The organism is Cytobacillus sp. (assembly GCF_964223445.1).
In the GTDB taxonomy this organism is placed as follows: Bacteria; Bacillota; Bacilli; order Bacillales; family Cytobacillaceae; genus Cytobacillus.
The window spans coordinates 1-11,912 of record NZ_CAXQGS010000090.1; the positions used below are offsets into that span (position 1 = coordinate 1).

The 11,912-nt window shown below is 45.4% G+C and carries 13 protein-coding genes; 6 read left to right on the forward strand and 7 right to left on the reverse strand.

Features of this window, described 5'->3' with window-relative positions; all coding sequences use genetic code 11:
* Positions 1-385 precede the first annotated feature (385 nt).
* Entirely contained in the window at positions 386-580 is a 195-nt protein-coding gene (locus tag ACEQ1T_RS16595; RefSeq protein WP_206840156.1) for a PspC domain-containing protein, read from the forward strand.
* Positions 581-583: 3 nt separating this feature from the next.
* The gene (locus tag ACEQ1T_RS16600) at positions 584-943 is read left to right on the forward strand and encodes a phage holin family protein (RefSeq protein WP_048009336.1); all 360 of its coding nucleotides are present in this window, start codon (positions 584-586) and stop codon (positions 941-943) included.
* A 42-nt stretch (positions 944-985) separates the two neighbouring features.
* Here ACEQ1T_RS16600 and ACEQ1T_RS16605 read toward each other — a convergent pair whose 3' ends face one another.
* The 7 genes from ACEQ1T_RS16605 to ACEQ1T_RS16635 form a co-directional block, all read right to left on the reverse strand.
* The gene (locus ACEQ1T_RS16605) at positions 986-1,651 is read right to left on the reverse strand and encodes an N-acetylmuramoyl-L-alanine amidase (protein WP_206840157.1); all 666 of its coding nucleotides are present in this window, start codon (positions 1,649-1,651) and stop codon (positions 986-988) included.
* A gap of 109 nt (positions 1,652-1,760) precedes the next feature.
* A complete protein-coding gene (locus ACEQ1T_RS16610; protein ID WP_370223828.1) occupies positions 1,761-2,492 on the reverse strand; it encodes a GntR family transcriptional regulator in 732 nt (243 codons plus the stop codon).
* 29 nt (positions 2,493-2,521) lie between these two features.
* Positions 2,522-3,259: a glucosamine-6-phosphate deaminase gene (gene nagB / locus ACEQ1T_RS16615; protein ID WP_206840159.1), complete on the reverse strand. Its 738-nt coding sequence runs from the start codon at positions 3,257-3,259 to the stop codon at positions 2,522-2,524.
* The gene (gene nagA, locus ACEQ1T_RS16620; RefSeq protein WP_370223829.1) at positions 3,256-4,446 is read right to left on the reverse strand and encodes an N-acetylglucosamine-6-phosphate deacetylase; all 1,191 of its coding nucleotides are present in this window, start codon (positions 4,444-4,446) and stop codon (positions 3,256-3,258) included. Before nagA ends, nagB begins: the two co-directional genes overlap by 4 nt.
* 190 nt (positions 4,447-4,636) lie before the next feature.
* On the reverse strand, positions 4,637-5,542 hold the full coding sequence (gene murQ / locus ACEQ1T_RS16625) for an N-acetylmuramic acid 6-phosphate etherase (protein ID WP_370223831.1): 906 nt from the start codon (positions 5,540-5,542) through the stop codon (positions 4,637-4,639).
* A gap of 2 nt (positions 5,543-5,544) precedes the next feature.
* Entirely contained in the window at positions 5,545-6,612 is a 1,068-nt protein-coding gene (locus ACEQ1T_RS16630; protein WP_370223834.1) for a DUF871 domain-containing protein, read from the reverse strand.
* An 87-nt stretch (positions 6,613-6,699) separates the two neighbouring features.
* The gene (locus tag ACEQ1T_RS16635) at positions 6,700-8,079 is read right to left on the reverse strand and encodes a PTS transporter subunit EIIC (protein ID WP_206840162.1); all 1,380 of its coding nucleotides are present in this window, start codon (positions 8,077-8,079) and stop codon (positions 6,700-6,702) included.
* A gap of 359 nt (positions 8,080-8,438) precedes the next feature.
* On the opposite strand from ACEQ1T_RS16635, the gene hprK reads away from it, so the two are divergent.
* The 4 genes from hprK to ppaX form a co-directional block, all read left to right on the forward strand.
* Positions 8,439-9,374, forward strand: a complete 936-nt coding sequence (hprK, locus tag ACEQ1T_RS16640) for an HPr(Ser) kinase/phosphatase (protein ID WP_009331851.1) — start codon at positions 8,439-8,441, stop codon at positions 9,372-9,374.
* A gap of 221 nt (positions 9,375-9,595) precedes the next feature.
* Positions 9,596-10,420, forward strand: a complete 825-nt coding sequence (gene lgt / locus ACEQ1T_RS16645) for a prolipoprotein diacylglyceryl transferase (RefSeq protein WP_211202567.1) — start codon at positions 9,596-9,598, stop codon at positions 10,418-10,420.
* A 19-nt stretch (positions 10,421-10,439) separates the two neighbouring features.
* The gene (locus tag ACEQ1T_RS16650) at positions 10,440-11,387 is read left to right on the forward strand and encodes a nucleoside recognition domain-containing protein (protein WP_206840163.1); all 948 of its coding nucleotides are present in this window, start codon (positions 10,440-10,442) and stop codon (positions 11,385-11,387) included.
* Positions 11,377-11,912: pyrophosphatase PpaX (gene ppaX / locus ACEQ1T_RS16655; protein WP_370223833.1), on the forward strand; the 536-nt coding region annotated here is incomplete at its 3' end. The genes ACEQ1T_RS16650 and ppaX, both read left to right, overlap by 11 nt.

Genomic DNA, 11,912 nt, shown 5'->3' on the forward strand with positions numbered 1-11,912 from the left:
CTTCTAACAGGAACCGTCTTATGCCTGTCGTCCCTGGGCAGTCGCCTCCACATTTCTGGCAATCCTCCCAAAAAGGCAAAGAACGCCTTTCCGTGAGGCTCGTCTTGTGCTTGTCGGGGGTGGGCAAGGAGCTTCCGCTTTTCCTGATAGATAAGAATGTATAAATTTTGAAGTTAGATAACTGTCTAGCTCCAGGCGCCATCGGCTCTCGGGTCTAAGCCAATCCGGCCAAAAGGTTAAAGAACAACCTTTCAGCCGGCTCGTCTTATGCTTGAGGCCCACAGGATGTGGGGCATGCAGACGTTGCCACAGGACGTGGCGTTTTTAGTCTGCGTGCCTTCATTAAGCGGGCGCCTTCCGCTTTTCTTGATAGGAGGGTTTCTTTATGAATAAATTGGTTCGTTCCCGTGGCAACCGGAAATTAGCGGGTGTATTAGGCGGCTTATCAAAATCGATCGGTATAGATCCTACTATACTCAGGGTGATTTTCATTGTTTTATTATTTACAACAGGTGTTTTCCCAATGACACTCATTTATGCTCTGCTTGTGTTCGTGCTTCCGAATGAAGAGGTGCTGTAGGAAATGAGATGGATTCTGGGAATTTTGATTAATGCGGTCTTATTTGTAGCGATCGCCGGATTTTTTAAGGATTCGTTTTACTTGTCCGGATTCGGGGCTGCAGTTGGTGCCAGCTTCATGCTTTCCATCCTGAACATTCTCGTGAAACCAATCCTGATTATATTAACTCTGCCAGTCACTGTTTTAACGCTTGGTCTGTTTTTGTTCGTCATCAATGCTGTTACGTTAATGATTACAGATGGCTTTATGGGGGATTCATTTGAAATTGCCGGGTTTGGCACAGCGATTCTTGTGTCTGTGATCATGTCAATTGTTAATCTGATCATTCAAAAAGCGATCCTTGAACCGGCGAGGGAAAAGTAAATGCGTTAAAAAGCCAGCATCCGTGATGATGCTGGCTTTTGGCTATTCAATGATGGTGGCATTAAAACCGTCCTTCTGCAGATTCCCGGCAAGTTTCTCGGCAAGCTGCTTTTCTGAAAATGCCACTTGAACTTTATATTGTTTGAGTTTATCATTCTTTCTTAAGTCATATTGTTCGGCGATGGCTTTTACAATAGCTTGTGCACAGCGTTTCCGATAGAGAGGGGTGCGGAGAAGGGAAGCTTCTTCTTTATTGGTCATAAACCCGCATTCCACAAGTACAGCAGTCATTTTTGTCTCGCGAAGAACCTGGAAATCAGCTGTTTTGACTCCCCGGTCCCGCAAGCCTGTAGAACTGATTAAGTTTCGCTGTATCTTTTGGGCTAATGCGAGTGCTTCCCGAGGCTTAGAAGGGTAGACATATGTTTCGATTCCGCCTGCACTGTTCCATCCGCCTGTTCCGTAAGCATTAGCATGGATGGACACATAGCAGTCCGCGTTTTGTTTATTTGCCAGCGCGGTCCTTTCGGCAAGCGGCACGTCCCGTTCATCGGAATGGGCAAAGATAACTTCTGTGTTTTGATACTTCCCCAGCATCTCCTTTGTCAGGTCCGCAACAGCACGGTTAAATTCATATTCCTTCATTCCGTCAGGGCTTTGCTTGCCGGAGGTGCTGTATCCATGGCCGGCATCCAGTATGATTTTCATCTGATCGCTCCTTTCATATAATAAAATATTCTCATGTATATAATATGGACAAACCTTCCAAAAGGACATGATAAAATGAAAATAGGAGAAAACCCTGATGGGCTTTCTCCTATTTTGCAGCGCGCTGCATCGTATGAACGAATTTGTAGCGGTCTGCGCGGTATGCTGATTTGACAAGCTCAAAAGGCGTGCCGTCCTCTAAAAAGGAAGTTCGGACAATAAGCAATACAGGCGACCCAGGTTCGACCTGAAGGTGGTTTACTTCGGTTTCCTTAGCGATAGAGGCTTCAATTTGCTGGGTGGCTTCACTGATGGTCAGGGACAATTTTTCTTCAATATGCTGGTAAAGTGACTTGTTGATTATTTCTTCCGTAAGCCCTTTTACGAGATTTGCAGGCAGACAGGTGGTTTCCAGCGCCATTGGCAGATTATCTGCCATACGCACCCGTTTTATTTCATAAACAGGTGTGTTTTCTTTTATATCAAGCTTTCTCGCCAGCTGCGGCTCGGCCGGGATGATTTCAAATGAAATGAGACGGCTGCTCGGCATCATGCCGCGTTCTTTCATATCTTCCGTAAAGCTGGTCAATCCCTGAAGCTTTTGTTCGACCTTCTGCTTATTGACGAAAGTTCCGCGTCCTTTTTGCCTGTAAAGATAACCATCGTTGACGAGGTTGTTTAATGCCTGTCTGACTGTCATGCGGCTAATCTGATATTGCTCAGAATACTCGCGCTCTGAAGGGATTGCTTCATCAGGCTTTAATATGCCGTTTTCTATTAATTGTTTAATATACTCTTCCAATTGGTGATATATCGGGATGGGTGATTGCTTATCGATCATGGGAATTCTCCTATCACTATTAGTAGTGCTTACCGATCCTTACTGACAAGACTGAGTGCCTCTTCATCGGCTATGATTGTCACATTCGCATGCAGCTTCAAAGCTGATGCAGGAAATTGTTCATCAGGTTCAGCATAAATCAGCTGCCTGATAGCTTCTGCCTTGGCTGAACCTGAAGCGAGCAGGAGGATTTCCCGGCTATCAAGAATCGAAGCGATTCCCATAGTTATCGCTTGAGCTGGAACATCTTCAATAGAATTGAAGAACCGTGCGTTAGCCTTTCGAGTGCTTTCCGCCAGGTCCACGACATGGGTACGGCTGTGAAAAGACGTTCCCGGTTCGTTGAAGCCGATATGTCCATTGCGTCCAATTCCCAGCAGCTGCAGGTCAATATCGACCAGTTCCTTAATCAGCTGCTCATACCGTTCGCATTCCTGTGACATATCTTCTGCTGCTCCATTGGGAAGGTGCGTGTTTTCCAGCCGGATGTCCAATTGATCAAATAGTTCACTATTCATGAAATGCCTGTAGCTGCTAGGGTCGGAAGGTGGCAGGCCGATATATTCATCCAAATTAATCGTCGTGATTTTTTCGTAAGAAGTGCCATTTTTTTGATGATCATTAATCAGTTCGGCATAAACTCCTTTTGGTGTACTGCCGGTTGCAAGCCCTAATGTCATATCTGGCTGCAGCCGAATTTTTTCAATCATCAGCTGGGCCGCTTTTTGGCTCATATCGTTATAATCGGCTGTTCGAATGATTTTCAAGGTCTTTTCACCTCGCGTTCAAAGGCTTTGACTCCTCTGCAGAAAGTCATGGCAACCTCAAGGTTCTCATCAAGTACAACCAGGTCGGCATCCTTGCCTTCCGAAATGCTGCCTTTCCGGTCAAACATATTGAGCTGTCTGGCAGGGTTGCTGCTCGCAAGCTGGACAGCTTCAGACAGCTGAATATCAGTAAAATCAATCATGTTTTTTATGGAATCTTTCATTTTTAAGATGCTTCCAGCCAGTGTGCCATCAGCAAGCAGTGCCTGGCCATTTTCAACCTTTACATCCTGTCCGCCAAGATCATAATGGCCATTTTTCAGGCACTTTGCTCTCATGGAATCCGTTATCAGGATCATACCATCCGGGCCCTTGGCGTTCAGTGCAAGCTTGATCATCTCAGGCCGGACATGGATTCCATCAGCAATCATTTCAACTATCAATTCTTTGAATAAAAGCGAAGCACCGGCTACTCCTGGTTCACGGTGATGCATGCCTCTCATTCCGTTAAAAAGGTGAGTCACCTGCTTAGCTCCCGCCTGTACAGCTTTCTCCATTTCTGTAAAAATGGCATCGCTATGGCCGATTGAAGGAACAACGCCGTTTTCACTTAAGTAGCGGATAAACTCATAGCCATTTGCTTTCTCAGGTGCAAGTGTAATCAGCTTGATGGTTCCATTTGCTGCTTCCTGCCATCGCTTAAAAAGTTCAATATCAGGCTCAAGTATATGATCCTTCGGCTGGGCTCCGCCTCTTGCTTCATTAATAAACGGGCCCTCCAGGTGAATTCCGATAACTTCTGCCTGGCCAGGAGTATTTTGTTCTTTTTGAAAGTGAGCTGCATTGACCAGCGCGGCTTCTATTTTTTCCTTTTCCTGTGTGATCGTCGTGGCCAGGAAGCTGGTAGTCCCTTCTTCAGGCAACACGCTGGCCATCGTGTTAAGTGCCTCAAATGTTGCATCCATTGTATCGGCACCGCCAGCACCGTGAATGTGAACATCAATAAACCCCGGACTGATTGTATGCTCATGGGAAAGCTCTATGATTTCTGTATCCTGGCCGACGGCAGGAAGCTCCTCCAAAGTTCCAGTTTTTAAGATTCGCTCATTTTCTATTAAAATAAATCCTTGATCAATCATGCGGTTTTCCAAAATAATTCTAGCGTTTTTCAGTAATAGACGGCTCATTTTTTAATTCATCTCCGTTTGAATGATACTTTTATTATAAAAGGTTTGTGTTTAGATGTCTATACCAGTTGAGATAATTAGCTCAATATGGTGTTTTGGTCTATACAACTAAAAGAGGATAGAAAGCGGCTGGACGCTTTCTATCCTATTATTTTGAATTTGAAGGTAAATTCATACAATATATATCTGTTTATTTAGTATGATATTCCGCAATGGCTTCGCGTAAGTAGCCATTATGCTTTTTCAGAAGCCTGGCAGCTGCTTCACCTTTTAATCCTGTTAAAATTTGAAGAATCGCAGCCTTTGTATTATGGTTTTGTTCTTTGAGAGCAGCATGGGCTTCTGCATCAGATGCACCTGTTGCCATTTTAACGATATTTTCAGCACGTTTAAACAGCTTCTCATTTGTCATTTGCACATCCACCATCAGATTGCCGTACACTTTTCCGAGTTTGATCATGGAAGCTGTTGTTAACATGTTCAGGACGAGCTTTTGTGCGGTGCCTGCTTTCATTCTTGTAGAGCCTGTAACCACTTCAGGACCTGTGATAGGTGCTATCGTATATTTAGAGATTCTTCCCATTTCGGAGTCTTTGGTGCAGGCAACAGCAACAGTAACAGCACCGACTTCATTTCCATATTGAAGAGCTCCGATCGTATAAGGCGTACGGCCGCTCGCTGCAATGCCGACAAGCACATCCTTGTCCGATAATTGAATATCTGCGACATCCTGACGTCCCTGTTCACTGTCATCCTCGGCGCCTTCAACTGCTTCCGTCATGGCTTCTTTGCCGCCGGCGATAATGCCGACAACCATTTCCGGGTCCGTTCCATACGTTGGCGGACATTCTGAAGCATCGATAATGCCAAGACGTCCTGACGTGCCGGCTCCAACGTAAATCAAGCGGCCTCCTTTTTTAAAACTATCCGTAATTTCATCCACCACGTTTACAATGTGAGGGATTTCTCTTGCAATGGCATTAGGAACAATCGTATCTTCCTGGTTTATAATTGTAATAATTTCTTCGGTTGTCATTAAATCTATTTTCATTGTTTTTGGGTTTCGCTGTTCGGTATTCAGCTTTGTAATATTCATTGTTAATCCCTCACTATTAATTGAAATTTAGTTCCTGCCTTAATCTGATCAAGAAGCGGCAGATCCTCATCAATAACTCTTGCGATCACATTCACGCGTTCATCCCGGGGCAGATCTGCTAAGGTAATTTGCATCTCGCCTGCGTAGCGGCCGTATAGGCTATTATCAATTATGACACTGCCTTTTTTACGTTCCAGCTGGTTCATAGGTTCCCATGTCTTTGATCCCTGCCCAGCATATGACCTTGATTCAACTGACCTTACAGCATCCCGGGCAGGATCCATCCGATTTGTATGGGGTTTGTTAAAAAGCTCCTCATAGATTTGTCCGCCAATCAGCTCGATTCGGAGAGGCAAAACACCTTCAGCAATTTTTTTCAGTTGTGCAAGAGTCCCGTCTTTTACTGAGTGGTCACCGATCAGCACCTTGTCTGTATAGCAGCTGTTCATCAATTCAGCCGCCGCCGCAGCGGGTGAACAGACACGGTGTTTTTCAAGAGTGGGAAGCCCGGCAAAAATAGGCCCGCGAAGATCAGCGTCACCAGGCACAAACGCCATGGTGGTTATCCCCATACTTTTTAGGAACCGATTTCTCTCTATAAAAAAGTCCTTATCCAAACCCGTTTCAGGCCGCGGATAAAAATTATGCCAGGCTTCAACATTATGGGCGTTTAAGCCCAGCTTCATCCACTCCCGCAGTTCCTCAGCAGAGATAGTACTCGCATTGATTCCAAGCTTCATTTTTTTGGAGAGTTCAACAATCTGCTCAGAAGTAAAGCCGTAGTCTGCCCGTATTCCGGAGAGACCCCATTCGAGAAGAGTATCGAGCGATTCCCAGTCCAGCCCCAGATGGTCCAATGATTGAGGGGAAACGTCGGCGAGGAGTTCCATTTGATGGTGCTTTGCAAGAGCACCGAGGCTCTGAAGCAAATGTTTATAAGTGCTGTGGTCATCTTCGGGAATATGGAGGGAAGTGAAGATGGATGTGTGGCCGTGAGAAGCTGCACGTTCAATCCATTTTTCATTTTGAAGCTGGCGCTCTTCTGATAGATAAACTGATATTCCAAGCATCATGGTCACCTCTATAAGTCTGAATTTTTAAAAAATGTAATTTCATAAGTAAAGAAGGAGGAATGGCTCCTCCTTCTCCTTGTTTTATTATATATTCTTAGCCATTTCCTCTTTGAATCCGAAAAGCCATGTGAACAGGAATCCAAATGCATAGGCAATTAATAGGCCGATCAGATACAGTACGATTTGATTTGTGTGAACGAGGAATGCAAGCGGTATGCCGGAAACCCCGATGGCTACTGTAGCAATCTTGAAGAACGCCTGGAAAGCACCGCCTACAGCAGCTCCCAGACATGCTGTTAAGAAAGGACGTCCCAGCGGCAGGGTAACCCCAAAAATAAGCGGTTCGCCAATACCGAGCATTCCAACCGGAAGTCCGCCTTTGATCACTTTCTTCAGACGGGCATTTTTTGTTTTGAAGTAGATGGCGAATGCCGCACCTACCTGGCCGGCACCACCCATTGCCAGGATTGGCAGGAGCGGATCGTCGCCGATTGAGTTAATCAATTCCATATGAACTGGAGTTAACCCTTGATGCAGCCCAGTTACTACAAGCGGAAGGAAGGTTCCGGCAAGTACAAGGCCTGCCAGGATGCCGCCAACATCCAGAACGCCAAGGAGACCTTTTGTGATAATGTCAGAAAGGAATCCGCCAACAGGCTGCAGAACAAAGAATGTCGCAAAGCCTGTTATTAATAATGCCAATGTTGGTGTTACGATGATATCAATTGCTGATGGAACGACTTTGCGGATTCTTTTTTCCAAAAAGGCCACTAGCGCAGCAGCGAGCATGACTCCAATCAAGCCGCCACGGCCTGGCACCAGCGCTTCACCGAAGAGAGTTATATTGGCAAGGCCCGGGTTGATTAATAGAATACCAGCCGCACCGCCCAGAGCAGGAGACCCTCCAAACTCCTTCGCTGTGTTAATACCTACAAACACGCCCAGGTAACCGAATAAACCCCATCCAATCAGATCAAGCATTTGAACGAGCGTGGATTCCGGATCTCCGCCTGATTTGATGATTACATTATTGATCCCTGCAATCAAACCTGAAGCAACGATAGCTGGAATCAGCGGGATAAAGATACTGGCAATCTTTCTTAAAAATAACTTGAAAGGAGTAGCGTTTTTCTCATTGAGTCCCGCTTTTGTCCGGGCTGCCAGTCCTTCCAATGATGTGTCAATCTCTTCGTCATCATCAACGGATGAAACATTTTTGCCTGTCATCCTGGAAACTTCGTCAGCTACTTTGGTGACAATCCCAGGTCCGAGGATGATCTGGAGTGTTTCTGCTTCCACCACACCCATAACGCCATCAATATCCTTGATGCCATTCAGGTTGACTTTACTCTCATCGACCGGCTTCACGCGAAGGCGGGTCATGCAGGAGGCCAGTTCCGCGATATTGCCGGTGCCGCCCAACTGCTCCGTAATCTCTTTCGCCAAGCGTTCTTCTTTACGCATGAGTTTTTCCCCCTCTTTTTTTAAAAATAAATGAACGTAATAAAGGCTAAAAAATGTAAATGAATTCGCTTACATAATCATATTACCAAGGTTTAGTATAGTTGTCTATACCATCTGAATATTTTTACAAAAAGCATATCATCATATTTATACGCAGAATATCCCTGGAAATTGTCCCTATTGAGAAGGATTAAGCATATGGGCCTAGTGTTAATTTTGTAAAAATCGTTTTCAGAAATTTGGTTCTGCGTTAAAAAGTGCTAAAATAGAGTGAAACTTCAGAGTGAATTTTTTTTGAAATTATAAGTTACATATAAAGAGATCATCCAGAAGTGCCAGCATTAAAGGAGGAACCTATTTTGGTAAAAGTGCGCACAAAAGATATTATAGAAAAATTTGGGCTCGAATTGATTGCCGGAGAGGAAGGCATTAACCGGCCGATTACGACGAGTGATATTTCCCGTCCAGGCCTGGAGATGGCTGGTTATTTTGATTACTATCCGGCTGAACGTATACAATTGGTCGGAAAAACCGAGCTGTCTTTCGTTGAAAAGTTAAATAACTCCGAGCGGGAGATCCGGCTTGAACGGCTCTGTACAGATATTACACCCGGCATAATCGTCACGAGAGGACTGGATATACCTGACGAACTGATTGAAGCGGCAGAGAGGGAATCGGTTCCGCTGCTCCGCTCCAAGCAGAAAACGACCCGTTTTTCCAGCTTGCTGACCAACTTTTTGGAAAGCAAGCTTGCTCCAACCACGGCAGTTCATGGCGTCCTTGTCGATATTTATGGGGTGGGGGTATTGATAACTGGAAAAAGCGGAGTTGGTAAGAGCGAGACGGCGCTTGAGCTTGTTAAGCGGGGTCACCGCCTTGTTGCGGATGACTGCGTGGAGATCAGACAGGAAGATGAAGATTATCTGGTCGGAAACTCACCGGAATTGATCGAACATCTGCTTGAAATCCGCGGCCTCGGCATTATCAATGTCATGACCCTTTTTGGTGCTGGAGCTGTCCGCAGCTATAAGAAAATCTCTGTGGTCATGAATTTGGAGCTTTGGGATCCGAAAAAGCAGTATGACCGTCTTGGGCTTGATGAAGAAAAGATGAAAATCATCGATACAGAAGTGACAAAGCTGACCATTCCGGTAAGACCCGGACGAAACCTGGCTGTCATCATTGAAGTGGCTGCCATGAACTTCCGTTTAAAGAGAATGGGCATGAATGCAGCGGAACAGTTCACGAACCGCCTGTCGGATGTGATTGAGGATGGAGACCATGATGATCGTTAAAGAGGGCAAAACACGTTCAATCAAACGTTTGATTGAAAGCTGATAAACCTCACGCATAGCTTAATTAGAAGAATATTAGGAAAATGTCTGGCATTAGCGCCTGTGGCAAAAGACCAGCCCAGAGGTGTGTGCGCTTTTCCTGCCATAATAGAATTTATACCATTGAACTTAGATAACATAAGCGGGCGCCTTGCGCTTTTCGATGAGAAGGAGAAGTGATCATGGAAAACAATATTCAGCCGTTAGATCCAATTGCCATTTCCCTTGGGCCGATTCAGGTCCACTGGTATGGCCTGATTATCGGTGTTGGCATTGCACTGGCTCTCATAATCGCAATGAGAGAAGGGGAGAGAAGGGGACTCCCTAAAGATATCTTTGCCGACTTAATGCTGTGGGCTATTCCCATTGCGATAATTTCTGCAAGAATCTATTACGTTATTTTTCAATGGGATTTTTACTCACAGAATCCGGGTGAAATCATCAAAATATGGAATGGCGGAATTGCCATTCATGGAGCCTTGATTGGTTCTGTCATCACAGCTTATGTTTTTGCAAAGAAAAAGAAGATATCATTCTGGAAGCTGGCCGATATAGCTGCCCCAAGCATCATTTTAGGGCAGGCAATCGGGCGCTGGGGCAACTTCATGAACCAGGAGGCCCATGGCAGGGAAGTCAGCCGGGCATTCCTTGAAAATATGCATTTGCCTGAATTTATCATTGACCAGATGTATATTAATGGAGCCTATTATCATCCGACGTTTTTATATGAATCAATTTGGAATATCATTGGATTTATCATTCTTATCTTGTTAAGAAGAGCAAACTTAAGGCGCGGGGAGCTATTCCTCTCGTATGTAATCTGGTATTCGATCGGCCGTTTCTTCGTAGAAGGCCTGCGGACCGACAGCCTCATGCTTACTGAGACTTTAAGGATTGCCCAGACGATATCTATCGTTCTTATTATTGGGGCGCTAGTCCTGATTTTTTATAGAAGAGCAGAGGGTCTTGCCAAATCTCGTTATTTGGATAAAGCCGAGGGGAAATAACGGATAGGGGAGAGTAGAGATGCTGGTTGAATCTTGCAAACGGGGGCTGATGGCCGGCTTAAAGACAACATGGACACTGGGGAAAGTCATATTTCCGGTCACGCTGATTGTGGCACTGCTGCAGCATACGCCAGTGCTTCCATGGGTCATCAGGCTGATCACGCCCCTTATGAATCTGATTGGGCTGTCAGGAGATGCAGCCATACCGCTTGTATTGGGGAACTTCTTGAATTTGTATGCGGGGATTGGAGCCATTTTAACACTCGATCTCTCGGTAAAAGAAGTATTTATTATTGCCGTCATGCTGTCTTTTTCACATAATATGCTGATTGAAACAGGAGTGGCATTGAAGGTCGGCGTTAAGCTTTGGGTCGTTCTGGCAGTTCGCATCGGACTGGCGCTTTTAAGCGCAATTGTCATAAACCTTGTTTGGCAGGGAGGATCCAAAACGGCTAAGTACGGATTTATTCCGGCAAAAGAAGAACAGGTATCCGGTGCAATGCCAATCCTGCTGGATGCACTGCAGACTGCATTGCTCGGTATTCTCCAGCTTGCCATCATCGTCATACCGCTGATGATTATTATTCAAATCTTAAAAGATAAGCAATGGCTTGCTGTTTTTTCAAAATGGATGGCGCCTGTGACCAGGGCACTTGGAATGAAAGAAAATACGTCTACCACTCTTGCAGCCGGTTTGCTGATTGGCCTTGCATATGGGGCGGGCGTCATGATTCAGGCAGTAGAGGAAGATGGCGTCAGCAAACGAGATGTAACGATCGCATTTATTTTCCTCGTTGCCTGCCATGCCGTCGTTGAAGATACTTTGATTTTTGTGCCACTTGGCATTCCGGTATTACCGCTTCTGCTGATCCGCCTGGGAGTGGCAATTATTCTGACGTTAGCAGTGGCATCGATCTGGAAGCGTGCTGATCTGGCAAAAAGAAAGGAAGCAACATATGAGCATTAACACACTATTATTTGACTTAGATGGAACATTGATTGACACAAATGAATTGATTATTTCCTCGTTTTTGCATACGCTGGGAAAATATTATCCTGACCGCTATCAGCGGGAAGATGTTCTCCCGTTCATGGGGCCGACCCTGCATGAAACCTTCGAGTCCATCAACCCGGAAAAAGTGGAGGAGATGATCTCGGTTTACCGGGAGTACAATATTAAGAACCACGACGTGCTTGTAAAGGAATTTGCCGGTGTGTTTGAAACGATTCGGACATTAAAAGAGTCGGGATATAAACTGGGCATTGTTACGACGAAAGTTTCCAATGTAGTTGAAAAGGGCCTAAAGCTGACAAATCTTGACCAGTTTTTCGACGTGGTTGTTACGCTCGACCATGTGGATAAGCCAAAGCCCGATCCGGAGCCAATCCTGAAGGCATTGAGCCTGCTGTTTGCGAAGCCTGAAGAAGCAATTATGGTCGGCGATAATTCGCACGATATCGTTGGAGGAAAAAACGCCGGCACGAAAACGGC

Bases quoted from the DNA above. Each gene is read 5' to 3' on its own strand.
- ACEQ1T_RS16595 (WP_206840156.1), top strand. From the start codon at position 386: ATGAATAAATTGGTTCGTTCCCGTGGCAACCGGAAATTAGCGGGTGTA.
- ACEQ1T_RS16600 (WP_048009336.1), top strand. From the start codon at position 584: ATGAGATGGATTCTGGGAATTTTGATTAATGCGGTCTTATTTGTAGCG.
- ACEQ1T_RS16605 (WP_206840157.1), bottom strand. From the start codon at position 1,651: ATGAAAATCATACTGGATGCCGGCCATGGATACAGCACCTCCGGCAAG.
- ACEQ1T_RS16610 (WP_370223828.1), bottom strand. From the start codon at position 2,492: ATGATCGATAAGCAATCACCCATCCCGATATATCACCAATTGGAAGAG.
- nagA (WP_370223829.1), bottom strand. From the start codon at position 4,446: ATGAGCCGTCTATTACTGAAAAACGCTAGAATTATTTTGGAAAACCGC.
- murQ (WP_370223831.1), bottom strand. From the start codon at position 5,542: ATGAATATTACAAAGCTGAATACCGAACAGCGAAACCCAAAAACAATG.
- ACEQ1T_RS16630 (WP_370223834.1), bottom strand. From the start codon at position 6,612: ATGCTTGGAATATCAGTTTATCTATCAGAAGAGCGCCAGCTTCAAAAT.
- ACEQ1T_RS16635 (WP_206840162.1), bottom strand. From the start codon at position 8,079: ATGCGTAAAGAAGAACGCTTGGCGAAAGAGATTACGGAGCAGTTGGGC.
- lgt (WP_211202567.1), top strand. From the start codon at position 9,596: ATGGAAAACAATATTCAGCCGTTAGATCCAATTGCCATTTCCCTTGGG.
- ACEQ1T_RS16650 (WP_206840163.1), top strand. From the start codon at position 10,440: ATGCTGGTTGAATCTTGCAAACGGGGGCTGATGGCCGGCTTAAAGACA.